This window comes from Ercella succinigenes, from assembly GCF_900002895.1.
On record NZ_CDHP01000045.1, the window covers coordinates 21,360 to 43,604 of the forward strand.

The 22,245-nt window shown below is 37.6% G+C and carries 11 protein-coding genes; 9 read left to right on the forward strand and 2 right to left on the reverse strand.

All coding sequences use genetic code 11. The features are described 5' to 3' along the window. Window positions 1-7: 7 nt before the first annotated feature. Both AC0KSB_RS10790 and AC0KSB_RS10795 read right to left on the reverse strand, forming a co-directional pair. Window positions 8-1,510 carry a response regulator transcription factor gene (locus AC0KSB_RS10790; RefSeq protein ID WP_472309136.1) on the reverse strand — a complete coding sequence of 501 codons (1,503 nt, stop codon included), beginning with the start codon at window positions 1,508-1,510 and terminating at the stop codon, window positions 8-10. Between the two features lies 1 nt (window position 1,511). Continuing rightward, a complete protein-coding gene (locus tag AC0KSB_RS10795) occupies window positions 1,512-3,308 on the reverse strand; it encodes a sensor histidine kinase (protein WP_472309138.1) in 1,797 nt (598 codons plus the stop codon). Between the two features lie 225 nt (window positions 3,309-3,533). Between AC0KSB_RS10795 and AC0KSB_RS10800 the strand changes: the two genes are divergently transcribed. The 9 genes from AC0KSB_RS10800 to AC0KSB_RS10840 all read left to right on the forward strand — a co-directional run bounded on the left by AC0KSB_RS10800 (window position 3,534) and on the right by AC0KSB_RS10840 (window position 21,732). Then, window positions 3,534-6,188 carry a family 78 glycoside hydrolase catalytic domain gene (locus AC0KSB_RS10800; protein ID WP_472309140.1) on the forward strand — a complete coding sequence of 885 codons (2,655 nt, stop codon included), beginning with the start codon at window positions 3,534-3,536 and terminating at the stop codon, window positions 6,186-6,188. 152 nt (window positions 6,189-6,340) lie between these two features. Beyond that, window positions 6,341-7,726, forward strand: coding sequence for an ABC transporter substrate-binding protein (locus AC0KSB_RS10805; protein ID WP_472309142.1), 1,386 nt, complete (start codon window positions 6,341-6,343; stop codon window positions 7,724-7,726). A gap of 87 nt (window positions 7,727-7,813) precedes the next feature. Further along, the gene (locus tag AC0KSB_RS10810; RefSeq protein ID WP_472309144.1) at window positions 7,814-8,668 is read left to right on the forward strand and encodes a carbohydrate ABC transporter permease; all 855 of its coding nucleotides are present in this window, start codon (window positions 7,814-7,816) and stop codon (window positions 8,666-8,668) included. A gap of 1 nt (window position 8,669) precedes the next feature. After that, the gene (locus tag AC0KSB_RS10815; protein WP_472309146.1) at window positions 8,670-9,500 is read left to right on the forward strand and encodes a carbohydrate ABC transporter permease; all 831 of its coding nucleotides are present in this window, start codon (window positions 8,670-8,672) and stop codon (window positions 9,498-9,500) included. A gap of 110 nt (window positions 9,501-9,610) precedes the next feature. Then, complete coding sequence (locus AC0KSB_RS10820; RefSeq protein WP_472309148.1) at window positions 9,611-11,116, forward strand: helix-turn-helix domain-containing protein; 1,506 nt, start codon at window positions 9,611-9,613, stop codon at window positions 11,114-11,116. 282 nt (window positions 11,117-11,398) lie between these two features. After that, entirely contained in the window at window positions 11,399-15,676 is a 4,278-nt protein-coding gene (locus AC0KSB_RS10825; RefSeq protein ID WP_472309150.1) for a glycoside hydrolase family 3 C-terminal domain-containing protein, read from the forward strand. Window positions 15,677-15,946: 270 nt separating this feature from the next. Then, window positions 15,947-16,318: a YccF domain-containing protein gene (locus AC0KSB_RS10830; protein WP_472309152.1), complete on the forward strand. Its 372-nt coding sequence runs from the start codon at window positions 15,947-15,949 to the stop codon at window positions 16,316-16,318. Between the two features lie 584 nt (window positions 16,319-16,902). After that, on the forward strand, window positions 16,903-20,220 hold the full coding sequence (locus tag AC0KSB_RS10835) for a glycoside hydrolase (RefSeq protein ID WP_472309154.1): 3,318 nt from the start codon (window positions 16,903-16,905) through the stop codon (window positions 20,218-20,220). Between the two features lie 348 nt (window positions 20,221-20,568). After that, window positions 20,569-21,732 carry an FKBP-type peptidyl-prolyl cis-trans isomerase gene (locus AC0KSB_RS10840; protein ID WP_472309156.1) on the forward strand — a complete coding sequence of 388 codons (1,164 nt, stop codon included), beginning with the start codon at window positions 20,569-20,571 and terminating at the stop codon, window positions 21,730-21,732. The last annotated feature ends 513 nt before the right edge of the window (window positions 21,733-22,245 follow it).

Consider the following 22,245-nt stretch of genomic DNA (forward strand, 5'->3'; position numbering starts at 1 on the left):
TTATGTTTCAATTTAGTAAATAGTCAGATGGACACATGCCAGTATATGAACGGAAAATGCGACTAAAATAAAACTGATCATTATAGCCTACCATTGAGGCAATATCTTTTATGTACAAATCAGGATCATTTTTCATCAAAGTTTTTGCTTCTTCCATTCTAATAAAGGTCAAATAGTTGTTAAAAGATTTATCCTCGTATTTACGAAAAAGTTTGCTTAAATAAGTTTGAGAAATGCCAAACTCTTTAGATACCGACTGCAAAGATAATTGTTGAGACATGTTGGTTTTTATATAACTTTTAATCAAATTAAAAAATTCTGGCGTATCAATTTTTCCGGTGCCGGCTACAGACGGATCGGCAGAATAAAATAAAAGCAATTCCAAGCTTTCAGCCAGAACGTCCATACTTGGAGCTGTGTAAAATGCATCCTCTATATCATACTCTATTCCACTGCCGTAATCAGGAGCTTTGCCGTAGTTTCTAAATAAAAATAAAATCTGATTAACCATCTCTTCTACCTGAAGCTGTGTTTTGGATTCTGCTTTCCAACTGGTAAAAAGTTTTCGGATTTCATGCTTGGCTTTATCTGTCTGCTGCAAGGTTAAGTAATGTTCCAGTGCTTTGATCAATTTTATATTCTGTGATTTTTTGTCAGTATTAATCAAGGTTTTACCTGTATCTGAGCAGTCCTCGGCAAAGATGATCTGATTTTTGCCTATAGTTGAATTAACATCAAGCACCCTATAAAGCATACGAAGTCTATTGCTGAAGTCTTCTCTTTGTATAGGTTCTCTGGTAGCAATTGTTGTTGTATAAGCAGCATTGCTGCCATCTTTTTTCAACAGGCTATCGATATACTGGGATAAAGTTTTTTTGTCTGAGCCCAGCAGCATATTTTTGGTAATAAGATAAAGCGACTCCATCTCATCGCGTCCATAAACAATAATTGATTCATATACTTCAGAAAAAACTTCTACTTCATTAGTTCCTAGAAAGCGCCTTGGCAAACCATTTTTTCTGATTAATATTGCAAAATAATCTGAATCAGGAAAATATTTTTTTAGAACAGAAGGGTTTATTTCCACTCCTTTTGTCAAATCACGAATGGTTTTATTTCTTTCTTCTGAAAAAACGCGATCTAGTTGTTTTTGCATTTTTGTCATAACATCAGCAAAAATTCTAGGAACAATTGGCTTTTTTATGTAGTCGACAGCGTTATATTTCAGTGCTTTCTGGGCATATTCAAATTCCTCATAACCGCTAATAAGCAAAGTCATAATCTGAGGATAATCAGAATTAATTATTTTGATTAGCTCTATACCATCCATTACCGGCATTTTTATATCTGAAATAACAATATCCGGCATCTTCTTAGAGATTAACTCCAGACACTCCTGCCCGTTACCGGCAATCGCTGTTATTTCAAATTCAGGAGCTTTTTTGCCAATTAATGCACGTACATAATCAATTGCAGTAGGCTCATCATCAACAACTATAACACTATACATTTTATTCACTCTCCATAATTATGCCTATCAGAATTTTTGCTCCCTCGTCGTTGCTTAATTCAAATATAAGGTTTTCTTTGTATAAAAGATACAGTCTGGCAAAAGTATTAACAAGTCCCATCCCTCCGATTTCCAAATCCGGTATATGTCCACCGGCATTAAACTGTTTTTTAAATTGTTTGAATTTTAAGTTCAACTGTTCGACTGTCTCAGGATTGAATCCCTGTCCATTGTCATGCATACAAATGTATACTGTGTTTTTTTCAGTCCAGCAGCAAAGTTTGACACGCATTATTTCCGGTGAATTTGAAAAACCATGTGTTATGCTGTTTTCAATTAACTGCTGCAATGTTAATTTAGGAATCTGGAAATCTTTGATACTGTCTGATATTTCACCTGTATACTCAAATCTATGCTGAAATCTGGTTTTAAGCAAAAAGCAATATTTGTCTAGATAAGTGAGCTCTTCCTCAATGGAGGAAATTTTGTTTTTAGTATTGGTTGAATACCTTAGTATATCGGCCAGACTGCCACAAATTTCGCAGGTTGTTTCATCTTCTGCCATCATTCCGCGTTGAGAAATAACGTTTAAGATATTATAAATGAAATGCGGATTTATTTGTGCCTGCAGTGTATCAAACTGGGCTTGCATTTGCAAAACCGAACTTTGTCTTTCTTTTTCAATCGAATCTGACAGCCTGTTCATCAGACTGCGATAAGATCTATAAAGAGAAATAATCTCATCTGTAGCAACGCTTTTATCCAATGACACTTTCTGTCCAATATTGTTTAATTCAGTCTGCTTAATTAAATCTTCAACCTGTTTAATAGGTTTTGTAAGTTTATAGGCAAAAATCCAGACAAAAACAATTGATGTGATAGCAATAATAATCCATGCAAATAACATATATATTAATTCCAGAAATTGCCTGCTTCGGATATCCTTATAGTTTTCGATTGCAACCAGGGTGGTGTCAGTCTTGTCCGATCTGTATAGAGCAAGCATTTCTTTCTGACCACTTTGTTTATTCAAGTATTCCGAAACAGTTGTTTCTGCTGTTAATACAATTTCTCGATAATGTTCTAGATTTACATATTCTTCAGCAGCATAAAGCAATTTGCCGTCATTTGTAAAAAGCATAACATTGGTTTGATCATCAGGTTTTACAATTATATTATCCAACTCCGAGGCTAGATACTGAACCTCGACAAAACCAAGATTTTGTCCCTGTATCTCTTTTACCAGAGAGAATACAGACGGATTTTGTCTGAGTCCCCAGATATCATCATGCAAACCGATTAAAATGCTTTGGCCACCGTAACCTGTAACTTGATCCAGCCAGGTTACATCATTTATATTGATGCTTGAATCCATGATAGAAGCATCGCGATTATTGTTGGCAATCACATATCCGCTTTGATTAAAGAAAACAACTCTATAAAAATGCTTTTCCAGAAAATAGGAATGAAGGGTCAGACGTATCTCGGCAACTGCTTCATTGCGGTATTCCAGGGGGATATTTCTACCATACTGATCGCTTGCGAGCATTCGTATGCTGTCCAGTGCTTTTATATCGGACAAAAGAAACTCTATACCATGCTCCATTCTTGCTATTGTGTCATCAAATCTAATGCCTACCTGCTGTGCATTATAAAGCAGAGCCTGTTCCTCACGATTGATCAAATGTTGATTGCTCTGATAGAAATAAATATTGCCTACTATGGTAATTATAATTACAATAAATAACGCATAAATTATAAAAAGCTTATTTCGGAAATTTAACTTAATCATTTTCATATAATAATCCCGCTTTTTGTATTTTTCAAAACACAATATACTTTATCTTGATTTGCCTGTTTTATGAACAGATTAACACATTATGTCAAGAACTGTGAGCATTATTATTTAATATAGTCTAATAAAAATTATTTGATGGAAAGTCCATCTATAAGTGTTCGATATTTCATTTACAAGCTTTCGATATTATCCGAAAATGAGAGGTGATGGATAGGAGGAATTGTTATGATTATTATTAAAGAATTAAGAATGAATTATCAGAAACAACTTATGGCGGTAAAGGAGCTTCCTCAATTTAGCTGGATAATTGAAAGTGACAAAAAAAATATTGTACAGCAGTCGTATCAACTGCAGCTTGCTTCTGATATTACTTTTGAGAATATTATATATGACTCCGGAGAAGTAAAAGAAAGTCAGTCTGTGAATATTTCTGTGCCTTTTATTAACATAAAAGCTCCAGACAGAATTTATGCCAGAGTAAAAGTAAGTACAAATGCAGGCAATACAGATTTTTGCGAACCTGTAGATTTTATAGTGGGAATATTATCTGATGATCAATGGAAAGCAGAATTTATTACTGCAGAAAAAGATGAAGATGCAGATAAATCGAATGCGACTTATCTGCGCCGGGAGTTCAAAGCTGCTTCTGAAATAAGCGAAGCTTTTGTCTTTTCAACAGCATTAGGGCTTTACAAATTATACATAAACGGCAAAAGAGTGGGGGATGCGGAGCTGGCTCCCGGCTGGACATCTTATAATAAACATCTGCTTTATCAGACATATGAAGTTACTGATCTCCTTAAAGCTGAGGATAATGCCATAGGTGCTATGGTAGGGGTAGGCTGGTATAAAGGTAAAATGGGATTTGTCGGTCAGAGAAATCACTATGGGAATAAAACTGCTTTGCTTTTGCAGCTACTGATAAGATATAAAGATGGAACTGAAGAAGTTATAATAAGTGATAATACTTGGAGAGCAGATAAAGCGCCTGTGGTTTTTGCAGACATATACGATGGTGAAACATATGATGCTGCTCTTGAGCAGGTAGGATGGAATGAAACAGGGTTTGATGATTCTAACTGGCAGCATGTAAATGTTGTCAGACACGATAAAACAAGTCTCACTGTGCAGCAGGCATCCTATGTAAAAGAAATGGAAGAATTACCGGTTATATCGTTATTTAAAACTCCAGAGGGAGAGACTTGTCTGGATTTTGGACAGAATCTTTCCGGGTGGATTAAATTTAAGGCTAGAGGTAAAAAGGGAGACAAGGTAGAACTTAATTGTTTTGAGACACTTGATTCAAAAGGCAATGTATATCTCGATAATTTGCGTGGAGCTAAGCAGACTATTACCTATATTTTCGGCAAAGATGGCGAGATAGAGTTTAGCCCTAGTTTTACTTTTATGGGGTTTAGATATGCCCGCATATCCTCCTGGCCGGGCGAACCTGCACCAGAAAATTTTGTGGTTAAAGCCGTTTATTCAGACATGGAGCAAACAGGTTGGTTTAACTGTTCTAATTCCGATCTTAACCAGCTTAATAAAAATGTAAATTGGAGCTTGAAAGGCAACTTTGTAGATGTTCCTACAGATTGCCCTCAGAGAAATGAAAGACTGGGCTGGACGGGGGATGCACAGATATTTGCCAGAACTGCATGTTATCTGATGAATACATATGAGTTTTTCTCCAAATGGCTGGTAGATGTGGCTGCAGATCAGACACCAGAAGGAGGCGTGCCACATGTCGTTCCTGATATATTGTCTGGCAAAGCCGAGGATGACTGGTTGCTGAGTCAGGGAACACATTCTGCCGCTGCCTGGGCGGATGTGGCAGTGATTATGCCTTGGGCAATGTATTTGAACTATGGCGACAAAAAGATTATACATAAACAGTACGACAGCATGAAAGGCTGGATTGATTTCATGCAAGCTAATTCCAATGATTATATTTGGAATTATAAGCTGCAGTTTGGTGACTGGGTGGCTCTTGATGCAGAAGAAGGAAGTTATTTTGGAGCAACTCCTAATGATTTAACCTGTACTGCTTATTTTGCTTATTCAACTGGTCTTTTTGCCAAAATGGCACGTATAGCAGGCAAATCAGAAGATGCTGATAAATATGATGATCTTTATAAGCGAGTGGTTGATAAGTATCAAAGAACTTTTTTCATGGCAGATGGTACAATGACTGTTCAAACTCAGACTGCACATATAATATCTCTTTATTTTGGACTTGTACCAGACAAATTCAAACAACAAGTTACAGACGGTTTGATAAAACTGTTGGAAAAAGAACAGGGACATCTTGTTACTGGTTTTGTGGGTACGCCTTATTTCTGTCATGCTCTTAGTCAGAATGGCAAAACAAAAGAGGCTTTTGAGCTCCTGTTACGTGATGATTTCCCTTCATGGCTTTATCAGGTAAAAATGGGCGCAACAACTATATGGGAACACTGGGATGGTTTGCGGCCTGATGGTACTATGTGGAGTGCTGATATGAATTCTTTTAATCATTATGCTTACGGAGCTGTTGATGAATGGATATACAGAGTTCTGGGCGGTTTGGATACAGACGAGAATAATCCAGGGTTTAAACATAGTATTGTATATCCCAGAATTGGCGGTAATCTTGATTTTGCTGAAACTTCTTATCTTTCACCTTATGGAAATATCAGCACAAGATGGGAAGTTTGTGATAAACAGAAAATCTCTCTTAAGGTAGCCATACCGCACAACACAAAATCTACAATCATATTGGATAATGCTTCAAAAGTAATAAGCAGTGATGGTCTTGATTTTGCGATTAATAAGGACGGATTATTGCAGGCAACGGCAGGCTCTGGTGACTGGAAAGTAGAATTTATGCTTAAAGATTAAGAAATACAAAAATGTGCAGGTATTGTGAAGAGATTATGAATTTTTATCGGATTGTTCATGTCAGAAGATTTATAAATCCATGTATAAATGAATCCATATACTGCAAAATAGCATTATCGCAGTTGACTCTATTTCTAAGGAGGAAAAAATCTATGAAACTAAAGAAAATCTTATCGGTTTTGCTTATTATGGTAATGCTGGTCAGTGTTCTGTCTGCTTGTGGATCTAAGGACACAACTGACGCAACAGAGGGCACTACAACAACAGCAGCAGGCGGAGACGAAACATCAGCAGATGGTAATGAAACTGAGCCATCCGGAGATGGTGAATGGGAATATAAGGAAGCAACACTTTCATTCCTGATCGATTCAGATGTCTCCCTTGATGGATTTAAGGCAGTGGCAGCATTGGCTGAGGAGAAACTTGGCATAACAATCGAATATGAAATGCGTGCCGGTGGAGCCGATGGTGACAATGTTGTAAAAACAAGACTTGCATCAGGTGATATGGCTGATCTTTGCGGCTATAATTCAGGATCACTGTTGGCGGCTCTTAATCCTACCGAATACTTTATCGATATAAGCCAGTATGAGTGGTCCAGTGTTCTTGACGATACTTACAAATCGACAGTTTCTGTCGGTGGAGAAACTTTCGGTATTCCTCTTACATCAGGACAGGCTGGTGCAGTTCTTTACAATAAGGCAATGTATGAGCAGTACAATCTTTCAGTGCCTGCAACCTGGGAAGAGTTTGTAGCAAACTGTGAAGTTCTCAAAGAGAATGAAGAAACCCCAATCATAGCGGCATTTGGTGATAGCTGGACAAGTCAGGTTCTATTCCTGGGTGATTTCTATAATGTATTAGCAAAAGAACCTAATTTCTCAGCAGACTTTGAAGCAGGAATTGCCAAACATACAAATACTCCTGCAGTTCTTGAAAGTTTCAGAAAATATGAAGATTTACAAAACTTCTATAATGCCGATTATTTAGCAACAACTTATGATGATGCTTGCGATATGCTGGCAGAAGGCGAAGGCGCTCATTGGTTTATGTTGACTCAGGCTATTTCAAATATCAATTCTCTATATGGTAAAGAGGCGGCAGATAATATTGGTGTATTCGGTGTTCCAGGAGATGATCCGAATGATCAGGGTCTGACAGTATGGATGCCTACATCAATTTATGGTAACAAAAACAGTGAAAAAGTAGATGATATTGCTAGATTTATGGAATTCTATACTTCGGTTGAAGCTCTTGATGCTTTGACTTCAGTACAGCTTCCTGACGGACCTTTCTATATCAAATACTATGAACTTCCTGAAGATGCTTATGAAGGTGTTAAAAACGATATGCAGGCATATTTTGACGCCGGACGTACAGCTACAGCTATGGAATTCCAGACATCGGTAAAAGGACCTAATCTACCTGCTATATGCCAGGAAGTTGGATCAGGTCAGATCAATGCACAAGAAGCAGCAGAAAAATACGACGATGACTGCTATAGACAGGCAGTACAGCTTGGTCTTGACTGGGATTGATAAATCATAACGAGTAATACTTCTATTAACCATATACTGACCGTCCGTCCGTAACGGGCGGTCAGTATTTTACTGAAAGGAGAAAAAATGGATAAGAGCAAATACTCCTTATGGTTTCTAGCTCCTGCCATGATAATATTTCTGGTAATTTTTATGATCCCCACTCTGGCATCATTTTATTTTAGCCTTACTGTCTGGAACTTTAATTCTATCAGATTTACCGGCCTCGATAATTTTAAATTGTTTTTCTCGGAAGGCGCTTTGCAGATAGGTATAAAAAATACACTTGTTTATGCTGTTATGACAAGTGGACTTAAAGTTGTTCTGGCATTTTTTGTAGCATTATTTCTTACAAGTGCAATCAAAACCAAAACCATTATCAGGTCAATGGTATTTTTCCCAAATCTAATCAGTACGATTGCTATAGGTATAACTTTTAAAACACTTATGCATCCAACAAGGGGTTTAATCAACTCAGTACTGGGATTAGTTGGAATCCCCGCAATTGATTGGCTGGGGAATACAGATATAGCATTGTTCTCAGTTATTTTTACCGATGTCTGGAAAGGCCTTAGCATAGCAACTGTTATTTATATTGCGGGTATCCAGTCTATAGACAAGACATATTATGAGGCAGCTTCTATTGATGGAGCTTCCGGTTTATATAAATTGCTGCATATAACAATTCCTCTTAGTGCACCATCAAGAAATTCAGTAATTATATTATCTTTCATAGGTGGAATCAGAACTTTCGATATGATCTGGGCAATGACAGGCGGCGGCCCTGGGTTCGCAACTGATGTTATGGCGTCAATAGTTTATAAGCAATATGCTGCAGGATTTTATGGTTTATCAACTGCAGGTAATGTAATTATGCTGATAATGATAGCTCTACTTGCATTCCCGTTGCAGAAATTTTTATATCGCAGGGAGGCAATCTAGGATGAAAAAAAGCAAATTGAAAATTCTGATCACTGATATAATCGGCTTGGCTTCAGCGATAATAATATTTGTTATTCCATTTATTTTTATTTTTGTAAATTCGCTCAAAGATAGAAGAGGAGCTAATCAGCTCAATTTAACCTTGCCGGAAGTCTTTTTATGGGAAAATTATATTGAAGTAATAAAAACTAACAATTATATGGTTTTGACTGCTTTCAAAAACAGTACTGTGATCACGATAGGTTCTGTTGTTGTTCTAATAATAGCAGGTGCTATGGCCGGTTATGTTATACAAAGAAGGCGTGATCGTAAAACAGGGATTGCCAACGCCATTATTATGATAGGACTTATGGTTCCACCCGCTATTTTGCCTACTATCTGGGTATTACAATTTTTGCAGATTTACAGAACCATGTTTTCTATGATTATGATCGAAGTTGCAATAAATATACCTTTTACAATTATGTTGTATAGAGGTTTTATGAGCACAGTACCTGTGGAGCTGGAAGAATCAGGTTATATAGATGGATGCACAAAGTTAAAAATGTTTACTACTATTGTGTTTCCTCTGTTAAAGCCTGTTACTGCAACCGTAGTAATACTAAATGCTGTTACTATTTTTAATGATTTTACCAATCCGCTATACTTTTTTCCGGGAAACAAAAATGCAACAATACAACTGACTCTTTATAATTTCATGGGTCAGTTCTCAAGCTCATACAATCTGCTTTTTGCTGACGTTATTATAATAGTTGTTCCCATGTTAATTTTGTTTTTAGTTTTCAACAAAAAAATTGTTGACGGGATGGTAGCCGGTGCCGTCAAGGGTTGATCTTTAAGAAATATATGTTTGCTTAGCAGTGAATTAAGTGTTTATATTTGGCATAACTGCTTAATGAATTTGATATCGCTAATATCGTATACATAATCCAGGAGGGGGAAATGTACACATATATTATTGTCGATGACAATCCTTATATTATTGAGCAATTAATGGAAGGTATTGATAATTTATACCTGAAGATAAATCTTGTTGGTAAAGCAAATTCTATTGAAGAAGCATATATTCTGGTTCATAATCACTATCCGGATATAATTCTGCTTAATATAGATTTGTGTGATTTTTCTTACAAAAAAGGACTGGGATTAATACGTCAAAAATTCCCCGAACAGCGTATTATTATAATTAGTTCTCGTTTGGAATATAGTAATATGAAAGCTGCCATAGAAGCAGGTGCAGATGACTATTTACTCAAACCTCTTAACAGTATTGAACTAAAAAGTGCTTTTGACAAATCTATTTCAGTTCTAGCACAACAGCAAATAAAAAGTGAACTTACAAAAGAATTAAACTGTAAGCAAGATGAAGAAAAATTATCTGAATACTTACTTTCTGAAGAAAATAATTTTCCTTTGCTCAAAAGCCAATTCTGGCAGGCAGCTCAAAAAGCTGCCTGTTTTAGAATTGTTTTATTAAGTGGAGATGCAAAGAGCTTAATCAGTAAAATGGTTGATAATAATACCGGTGTTTTTAAGATTTTGAGATCACCTGCTTTAACTTTAATAGTATTTTTATCACCATATTCAGACAAAAAAATAAATGAATTCAAAGAAATGATTAATTATAAGGTACTAAAATCTGTAAAAATCAGTTTTAGCAAGTCTTATGCGGACATAATTAATTTAAAATCTGCTTTTAGATATTGCAGAAATTTGATTGACGGACAGCCCTTATGTAAAAATATGGACACAATAATCTACGATGAGTATATTAAATCTCCCAGGATTGAGTGGAACAAAGAAAAACACCTGTTTTTTTCTATTGAAAGCGGTAATCCTGATGACGCTAAATATCAATTAAAAGATCTATTTAGTTATCTGGATGATTCTGAAATTTATAGCTTAGGAGCATTTAAGCGTTATGCCGTCTATCTTATTAAAAGCATTAGAGAACTGGTGTTCGGGCATATAGGGGGCAGCATTCGCGGCAGCAGTGATAGTAGAAATATAGAATGGTGCTATGATTATTATCAGATAAAAGAATGCCTTATGAATACAGTGATAAATTCAGCAAATGCTTTAAAACCATATGGTATTTACTCTTCTGGGATAATAATACAGGATATTATCAGGTATATCGAAAAAAATTATATGAACAATATTTCTCTGGACATACTTTCTGAACTTTTTTATATTAATCCTTCATATTGTAGCACTTTATTTAAAAAGCACATGTCAATTAACTATTCCCAGTATCTAAATAAGATAAGAATAAAAAAAGCTTGTGAATTGTTATGCAATTCTCGTCTGAAAACTTCTCAAATAGCTCGTAGTGTTGGTTTTAGCAATGAGGAATATTTTTTTAGAGTATTCAAAAAAACAACTGAATACACCCCGTTACAGTATAGGAAAAAGTTTTGTACTGCTGAAGAAAAGCTTATAAACTAAATTGTTCCTAAAATATGAAACAAATTATTTTTTTGTTAAAATATCAAAAAAAAGTACAGTTTTATACCACAAATATCTACAGTGGCAATTCTATATAATAATCTACAGTACAGCAAATTAAATAGTGAAAATAAGAAGCGGATCAAAAATAATTTGAGTCGAACTGCGATAATTTGTTTCAAAAAGTTTTTCACGCTCTCTTTTTTGCGCTATTTGCGCTGTAACTTTCTGAAAAAATAACAATCAGGTACGTTCGCAATCCATGAAAGGAAGTGAATATTAGTGTCAACAAAATTATCTCGTAATTTTAAGCGAGTAACAGCAACAGTTCTTACCACAGCTATGACGCTAGGAATGGTTTTTGGCCTACCGTCAATTAAATCAGATGATGGTACCAGTGTAAGTGCGGAAACAGTCACATTTAAAACCCAGGCAGGTGGTGTCTATGACGGCATGCCACTTTTTGACGGTAATCCCGATCATCTTGACGCCTTTGTAGATACATTATTTGAATATACAGGGATCGAGGGTGGTGCTCTTTATGCGACCGGAATCCGTGACAATTATACTATGGTATGGGATGAAAATCCTATAAAGGGCAAGACTGTACCAGGCGGCCTGTCTGCTGCTGACAATGTTCAAGGTATTTCTACAGACTTTCCTGATCTGGTTGGTATGGGTCAGACATGGAGTCGTGATCTGGTAGCTGATATAGGAGATGTCATCGGATCAGAGAAAATCAGTACTCTTTTGAAACGTCAGGGTTATGCAAATACACATAATGCCTCTGCAGGCGAAATATCAAGAATAATTGCTTTTACAGTTGTCAGTGATTTGCGCATAAATCCACTTAGTGGCCGCTTCGATGAAGGTTATGGTGAGGATCCCTATCATGCTGCAACATTAATTGACAGTATGGCGCAAGGTATAGTAGGGACTAATGACGGTACTCCTGATGATGGTTTCTATGTTAGAGCTGTAGTAGGTACCAAACACTATTCCGGTTACCTGGCTCAATGGTATCGTCAAAGTGCCAGTAACAGTATCAGTATGAGAGCTATGTATGAATATCAAACCAGATCTGCTATTAAAGGATTAGCATCTGGTGCGGTTTCCGGTGTTATGACGTCTTTTGGAAGAACTAACGGTATTCCAAATATCATATACCCGACTATGCATTATGCTAACAGTATTGCTAAATATGGTCTTTATTCATCGCCTGATTTCAATGGTGAAAACCATATGTTTAATACAAGCATGGGCAATGGCTACGATGCAAGATATTTACCTGATCGTAAACATGCTCTGGCTATAATGGTTTTGGCAAATTCAGAATCTGTTCGTGCTTCAGGAACTGATAAAACAGATGTTATTACTTTGGTGCAGGCAGTTCAGGAAGGCCTTTACGGGATAACAGAAGAAGATGTCTACGATGCAGCCAGACCACTTGTCAATCAGCTGGTTCGTGCAGGTGTCTTTGATGAGGTAGATATTAATGGCGTGCCTAAATTCTATCCTTATGCTCAATATGCCAAAGATATTGCTAATTCTTCAAATTTAACTGATTATAATACTTTGGCACATCAGAATGTAGCATTACGTGCTGCACAGGAATCCATTGTCCTTTTGAAAAATGATGGTACTCTTCCTTTAGCAAAAGAAGATACTGCATCAATCTCAGGTATTTATGGCGATTCCAGATTCAAAACTGTTTATGCAGCTTCAAACACCCCAACAGATAATCAAATAACTGATTCAGGTATTTCATCTTTGCTTGCCACAATTCGCCAGATCGGTGCAAATAATGTTTCCTATACTACAGGTAATAGAATTGTTGCCATTAAAACGGCAAATGATGGATATCTGACAGCAGTTCCCAGTATAAACGCACAAGGCGTAGATGTGGGATCTCAATTAATAACAACAGTTTTCGATGATCAGACAGGATTTACAGATGCTCAATTATTCGAAGTATTTGAATGGGGACAGGAGGCTTATAGTCTTCGTTCAGTCCTAAATGGCAGATGGGTAACATCTCCATCATCAAATAATGCCAGTGTTGGCAATACCGATGGAACTTTGCTTAATATTACTGAGAGTGACTGGACTTTAGAAACAATGAGTGGCAATACCAGTGCCATACCTCCGCGCTTGCGTTTGGAAGAAAATGCTGATGGCACAATTTCAATAGTCGCAAATGCCTTCTCTACTTCATTCTCTGCAGTTTTCCAACTTCAGTATTATGTAGGCGGACGTTTCCTAACAATTAATTCAGAAGGACGTTTACAGACTGCTGCTGCTCCATTGGGAACTGCTGCCAATGCTGCAGTAAGACCGGCTGAAGTTAGATTTGAATTTGAAGAAATTAAAGCAATAGGTGCAGATTCTGTGGCTCTTGCAGACACTTCTGATTATGCAGTTGTTTATGTAGGTGCTATACCTAGAAACAGCGCCGGAGAAGGTAATGATCGCTCTAGTCTCTATATGGCTGATGCCGATTATGAATTAATTGAAGCTGTATCTGCTGCCTATGCAGCCGCAGGGAAAAAGACAGTAGTTGTTATTCGTTCCAGTTTCCCGGTTGTTACCGAAGAAATTCAGAATAACCCGAATGTTAATGCAATTGTATATCAGAGCTATGGTGGTCAGTTTGATGCCAAAGCACTTGCGCAGGTATTGTATGGTGATTATGCTCCAACAGGCCGTTTAACTGCTACCTGGTATGCAGATATGAGTGCTTTGCCGGTGATAAATGAATACTCGATACCTGAAGGTAATACCACTACTCTTGCACAAATAGATCCAAGATTTACTGTTGATTTTACAAATGGTGATCATCAGGAATTAGGATTGACTTATATGTATACAGACGCACCAGTAACTTACGAATTCGGACATGGATTATCATATTCCAGTTTTGAATACAGCAACTTTACAGCTGCTGGTTCGCAAGGTGCTCCGTTTAACGTATCAGTTAATGTAAAGAACACAGGTGATGTGGATACATCCGAAGTTGTTCAGGTATACATTAGACACACTAATTCAGCCTATGGTGATGCTGCTCCACAGAAACAGCTGGTAGGTTACGATAAGGTATATATCGCTGCTGGTGAGACAAAAACAGTCACTATAGAAATAGATCCTGTCGATTTTGCTATCTGGGATGTGAATCGCGGGGATTTCATTGTTGAAAACGGAACATATGAAATAATGGTCGGTTCTTCAAGTGATAATTTATTTGATACAAAAACAATTACAGTTCAGGGCGATACTATAAAAGTTTTGGAAGCTAATCAGACTTTTAACGTATTTGATCACTCTTTCAAGGCAAAAGATGTCGTCTACAATGAAGTATCAAAACAGCGTACGATTGACAGCCTCAGTGCAGAACTTGTAGTTGGGCAGTATTCTGCAGTAATGTCAAAAAATAATGGCGCATATGTCGCTATACCTAAAGTAAATCTCGATAGAGTGGAAGAAATTACAGCCAGCGTTGCTTCTAATGCTAATGGTGGATTTATCACATTACACGTCGGTTCTCCCAACTCAACACCATTTGCATATATTGATGTACCTGTTACATCGGTTAACACTTATACTGTTGCTAACGCAGCATATGAAGCAAATGAACTTGGCTATGTTGATGTCACAACAGAAGTGACAAAAAATGTATCTGGTATAAATGATGTTTACGTAGTTTTCAGAGCAGCAGATATAAGAATTGATTCTCTCCACTTTGCTGCAAGTGAAGCCCCAGAACCGACACCAGAACCAACTCAACCTACAACTCCTACACAACCAACAACTCCAACAAAGCCTACAGAAACAACCAAACCAACTGATCCAACAACAAAGCCTACTACTCCAACCGAACCTGGTACAAAACCAACAGATCCAACTGAACCAGGTACGCAGCCTACTACTCCTTCAGCACCTGCTCCTACTCAGGAAATTGGTGAAAATGAAGTAGAAATGGCAGTAGATGCACAGGATGGATTACAGGCAGTTGCCAAGATGCAGGAAGATGCGTTCAGTGAAGATGTAACTCTAAGAATCCGCAGAATAAGTAATGACAGCGAAGAGGGAAGATCAGCAATAGCAACTCTGAACTCAGCAATCAGCGGTATAGAGCAGCTGTTCCTGATTGACATTCAGGCAATAACAGCATCGGGTGCTTCAGTACAGCCTATAGACGGTAAGACAGTAAGCATCACAATGCCAATACCTGAAGGATTTGATCCAGCCAGAATAGCAGTGGCACATATCAAATCAAGCGGAGCAGTAGAGATCTTAAAAGCAACCGTAAAAGACGGTATGGTTACATTTACAACTGACAGCTTCTCAATATTTGCGATTATGGAAATAGCAGCAACAGAGAGTGTGCCTGCACCAGGCGAAGTAGTAAAGACAGGGGAAAACAGTACATCCAATGTCTACCTGATTCTACTTGGAACACTTCTGTTAATATCTCTTAGCTACAAACTATACATAGTCCGCAAACAGAAGATGGCTATAGCCGAAGGAATGAAAGAACTGGAATCTGAGACAAGTGATCAGTGACAACAGACAAGACATCATGGATGGACAGTAAGGATAATTGGAGGATTGAGTGATAAAGGCATAACAATAACTTGATTCTCCAATTCAAACAGATTTCGAACATATCCCATAGGCATTGTCATATACAACTACCGAACCCCTCGATCTTAATGGTCGGGGGGTTTAGTTTAGGTAAGGCATATTGTCTCTTAGTTAAATTTATGTTTCAATCTGATATAATTACAAAATAAGACATTTTAGTTTCTTAAGAAAATTGACGGAGGGAAAAGAATGCGAATAATCGGCAATATATTATGGTTTGTTTTAGGGGGAGTTGTTTTATCAATTTTATGGGCTTTGACAGGCCTTGTTTTATGTGTAACTATCATAGGTATTCCTTTAGGTATTCAGTGCTTGAAGTTTGCTCAACTTGTATTATTTCCGTTTGGTAAAGATATTGATTTTTCAAATGCAGGGTTTGGCTCTTTTTTATTAAATCTTATCTGGATTATTCTGATTGGCTGGACACTTGCACTTACTGCTGTTGCTATAGGTCTGATTTATTGTGTGACTATAATCGGTATTCCTTTCGGTATACAGTCATTTAAATTTGCTAAACTGGCCCTTATGCCTTTTGGTGCCAGAGTAGTACGTGTTTTATAAGTATTGTTTTTCTATTCTTATGTAATGATTATTGGATAGAAATTATATATTAAAGAAGTTTCTTTGCCCTAACAGCGAGAGGCTTCTTTTTTTGCAACAAAAATAGATTAAATTCAAATAAATGCTTCCATAAATATTCAGTTTAAGCGACTCACGATTGTAAAATAACAAAATTGTTTCAAATTTCAGTTATCGCTAGCTCAAATAAAAATTTTATTGTTAAGGATTATGTTTTGATTATGCACAAATGTTTTCTGAATGATTCGTGTTATTGGGCTTTTTGGATCTTTTTCTTGGTAAACGACACAAAAATAATAAATAAGGATAGAATTTTTTATTAATTATAGCTAGTAGACCTCCTAAGATAAAAGAGATGACTTTGATGGATTACATTGTAATAAGTAATCCTAATAAAATTTTTTTATGTCTGGCTATGTCTATTAGGAGGTGGGGATAAGCTTAGCCAAAACAATTCTGACTATAGTATGACAGGGCGGTTAATTAAAACTTTCAAGATTTCAGAAAAAAGTTTTCTGTAAGACAGTTTAAGCAAAATTGAGCTAACTAAATGAGGAGGAAATAATATGCAGAAAAGAATGCCTCGACGATTTTTATCGTTGATAGTACTGATAGCGATGTTTATGACATTAATAATCGGGCCTCAAGCTATAGTTGCAAATGAAGAATCAGTTAGTGTATTGGACGATTTATCGGAAGAAGAAAACACTAATGAGCTCAAAGTATACTTTGACCAGGAACGTCAGGTGGTTGAAGGTTATATACTATCAGGTGCATTTCGCCAGGCTGATCATTTGCTCAATGGCTTTGCGGATTATCCTGAGCTTCAAAAAGAAGTTCTGGATCTGGTCTTTGGACTGGAAGGCAAAGGCATAGGGTTATCCATCTGGCGAAATATGGTTGCTGATCAGCAAGGTATAGCCAATTATCGTTGGAATCAATGGGGGCGTTGGTTCGATGGTGCGGCACCTACACATAAAATTGCTGCGACACATTCAGAAACAGCAAGCACAGTTGATGCGAACGGTAAATCGAATTTTGACGGCGATAACTATCGCTGGTGGTTTGATGCCACTAATCCTCCCGACTGGAGCAGTGAAGATATTCCGGCCGGTGCTAGTGGCTGGAATGCTCCAGGTGAGCCATTACTGCGTCAGATTGACCCGCTACATCATCTAAGAGAGGGTGGTGCACGTGGTAACAGCGTATTTGATCAATTTGACTGGCCGGAACAGCCTGCAAATGCAAATCTGGCCGTTGTAGGCAGAAATGGTCTGGCACCGCTTGACCGTGGACAGGTATGGGCTATGAAAATTGCCCAGCAGTATGCTGAAGAACGCGGCGAAGAAATGAAGTTTATTTCATCAGTCTGGAGTCCGCCAGCTTGGATGAAGACTACTAATAGCACTTATGGTTCAGGCAGATTTAGCGGCGGTGGTGTTGCTGAAGAAGACTGGGACGATTTTGCTACTTATGTAGCGGACTATGTAGAAGGCTTTGAAAAAATATACGGTATTCCGATCTGGGGTCTTTCGATATCTAACGAACCCAATGAGTTCGGCGGATCTTATTCCTCCTGTTACTGGAGTCCAGCACAGTATGAGCAGATTGTGAGAGAATATGTAGGACCTGAATGGGAAGCCAGAGGACTTGCAGATAAAACCAGAATACAGATTGGCGATCAGTCAAATTATAATACTGATTATTACAGACCATTCTGGAATAATGCTGAAACAAATCCAGACCATTACCATGATTACATTTTCCACTCATACGGAGCCAGTTCGATTTCCGGTTCTATGGTTAATAATGATAATTTCAGAGAACTTAAAGTTCGTGCACAGACCAGTGGTAAAAATATCATGGAAAGTGAAATCTCTACCATGAGCGGTCAAAACTTCACGAGTTGGGATTATCGAACAGATGAAACACGTACGGCAAATGGTACGAATCAGCCAAGCACAATGGGTGTAGGCCTGGGCTGGGGACAGAAGTGGATGCGTCAGATGGGCATACTTGAAATTAACGCCACAGGTCAATGGTGGGCCTGGGGATTCAAGAATCCTGAACCAAACTGGCCAGGAGATCCTGCTGATAAGTCGCTTGAAAACCTGATTTACATCGAAAACAATGCACAAGGTCAGTGGGGTGGTATGACCACTGCTCCTGGAAATGAAAATTCTGCGATGACAGGCAGTGTTAAACCTTATTATCGTGTTCATAAAGCTTTCTGGGCACTTGGACATTTCTCCAAATTCGTACGTCCGGGCTGGATTCGTGTAAATAACTTACAAACACCGGTATTTGAAGAAGAGAATCCTCAGTTCCTTAATGTTATGACAACCGCTTACAGGAGTTCAACCCCAGATGAGAACGGTTATTATGATATTGCGATTGTTACCTTCAATGCTACGAGAGAGAATCAGACATTTGACTTAAGCTTCCCAGGTTACACTGTCGAAAGCATTACACCATGGCGTACAATAGAAGATGGTACATTGGCTGATCCTGCACGTTCAGGAACTGCTAGAGGCAATAACATGGTAGAAATGTCTCCAATCGAACTGAATGCCGATGGCGTTACATCGATTGAGCTTGTGCCTGTATCTATGTATACTTTTGTTGGTAAAGCTAAACTTAATGATGGTTACACAGTTGACGCAAAAAGTGTTGTTCCAGGTTATAATTACAACAACATTGATGGCTATGCAATTTTCAACAATGCTCGTGATCTAGATGATCCACGTGTTGAAACACTTCTTATTCCTAATGACGGGCCTGATCAGTGGACTGAAGATACTTATGCTGCTATAACCTATGATAATCTCAACTTCGGTAAAGATATACATGAAGCAGTAGACACTTTGGTATTGAACATTGGTGGTCCCGGACAGGGCGGTATAGTTGAAGGTGAAGTTCCTATTAGTGTTTATGTTGGTGATGAACTTGTCTCAGCACCTGGACAGATGATAGAAACTTCGGATGAAATGGCTGACTATATTATTCCTCTTAATGATTGGGTTTATGGAGTTAATGATCTTACAATTGAACTGGGTGCAGAAGGCAGCAATGTAAGAACACGCATAAATTCGTTGCAGTTTATAGCAGAAGCAACGCCACCTGCTCCAACACCTTCTCCAACTGAACCTACAACTAAGCCAACCGATCCTACAACTAAACCTACCACTCCAACCGATCCTACAACAAAACCTACTACTCCGGCTGAGACAACAACACAGCCTACCACTCCTTCAGCACCTTCTCCTACTCAGGTAATTGGTGAAAATGAAGTGGCAATGGTAGTAGATGCACAAGATGGATTACAGGCAGTTGCCAAGATGCAGGAAGATGCCTTCAGTGAAGATGTAACTCTAAGAATCCGCAGAATAAGCAATGACAGTGAAGAGGGAAGATCAGCAATAGCTACTCTGAACTCAGCAATCAGCGGCATAGAGCAACTGTTCCTGCTCGATATTCAGGCAATAACAGCATCAGGTGCTTCAGTACAGCCAATAGATGGCAAAACAGTAAGCATCACAATGCCAATACCTGAAGGATTTGATCCAGCCAGAATAGCAGTGGCACATATCAAACCGAATGGAGCAGTAGAGATCTTAAGAGCAACCGTAAAAGATGGTATGGTTACATTTATAACCGACAGTTTCTCAACCTTTGCGATTATGGAAATAGCATTAGCCGATAGTGTACCTGCACCAGGAGAATTAGTAAAGACAGGTGAAAACAGTACATCCAATGTATACCTGATACTACTGGGAACACTCCTGATAATGGCAGTAGGCTACAAACTATACATAGTCCGCAAACAGAAGATGGCTATAGCCGAAGGAATGAAAAAACTGGAATCTGAGACAAGTGATCAGTGACAACAGACAAGACATCATGGATAGACAATGAGTAAAGACATCATGGAAAGACAGTAAGGATAATTGGAGGATTGGGTGATTTAATAAAATAAGAGCTTAATCCTCCAATTCAACAGATTTCAACAATATTGCCCGGCATTGTCATACATAACTACCGAACCCCTCGATCTTAATGGTCGGGGGGTTTAGTTTAAGTAAGAAATTATCATTGCATATGACACAAAAATAATAAATCAGGATAGAAATTTTTATTAAACATAACAAAAAAACCTACTAAAATAATGACTACAATGCGAATGATTGCATTGTATAAGGTAGTTATAGCTCTCAATGCTTCGGAGGAATTGTATGAAAAAACTTAGAATTATCTTGTCGGTTCTACTTGTAATGGCACTTATGTTAAGTGTAGCAGCAGGTTGTTCAAATGAAAAGGAAGAAACAGATGCGACAACAAGCACATCAGAAACTATAACAAGTGATAATGATGATTTATCAGACAGAAATAGTCAGGTAGCGTTTAACTATAGTGAAGGTATTGATGCTAATGGCTTTTGGAGTGGGATAAAGGCTTTGGATTTTGTCGATCTTTGTGATTATAAGCAAATAAAAGTATCTTCTGATGTTCACACTGTACCTGAAGAAGCTGTTCAGCTGGAAATCAACTCTTTGCTTGATGCTGCAACAACTAGAGAAAAAATTACTGATCGTGCTGTTGAAGATGGAGATACCGTCAACATTGATTTTGTAGGCAGCGTTGGTGGAGTTGAATTTGAAGGCGGCAGCACTGACGGTGCAGGTACGGACGTGACTATCGGGGATACGATGTATATAGATGATTTCCTTGAGCAGCTTATCGGTCGCGAACCAGGGGAAACTTTTGATGTGAAAGTAACATTTCCACTAGATTATGGAGTTGAAACATTAAACGGTAAGAATGCTGTTTTTGTGACTACTATCAACTATATTGTTGAACCGAAAATTCCTGAGCTGAATGATGAATTTGTTTTGGACAATTTTTATGAGAACTACAGCTGGAATAGCGTAAAAGAAATGACAGAAAGTATTAGAAGTGATATGCAGAAATTTGCCATTTCAAACTATCTGCAGGCATATATTCTTGAAAACAGCGTAGTTGAAGCTGTACCGGAAGACATAATCAGATATCAGGAGAATTCGATGATTTCTTATTATCAGGATTATGCCAATGCATATAATGTGGGACTTGATGATTTCTTGACTTCCTATATGGGTGCAGCTAGTAGAGAGGATTTTCTGAGTCAGAATCTTTCGGCAAATACGGAATCAGCTAAATTTTATCTGATCATTCAGGCTATAGCTGAGGACGCAGGAATCAAAGTATCTGATGAAGATGCAAAAACCTTATTTGCCGAATACATGTCTGATGAAGAATATGACGAATTTGTAAGTGCCTTGGGAAAACCTTATGCAAAGTTTGTTGCTTTAAATCAAACTGTCATAGAGTATCTTGAAAATCAGGCTTTACTTGCTTAGTCAGTGTTATAAAAATATCAATTAAGATAAGGTACCGTGCTTTTATATATTATTCTTGTGTTCACTCCTTGGAAAGAAGAATGTCGCAAACGATCTATGCAGAAATTTTGCGACTTTCTTCATCCAACAAAGACTCTTTTGCATAATACTTAGCTGGTTTTTGAATTGCTTCGTGTTAAGGGGCTTTGAGTGCTTTTTTCTGACACATGACATAAAAATAATAAATGAGGATAGAAATTTTTATTAAGTATAACTAATAAAAATTCTAAAATAATGAAGATGATCCAGATAGAATGCCTTATGTTGGGCAATCATGGATTATTAAAATAAGTTATTTAGTAAAGTGAAATTTGGGGTATGACAACAGGAATTAGTTGCAATAATCAAGGCAAAAGAAAGAGATATTTAAAAAGCAAACAATTCGAAAATTTCATTTTTACAATAGAATCAGCGGAAGGGGGAATGAATATTAAGGTTTTTTTTTCTAGCATTTTTCGATGATTGGTGTGGGGG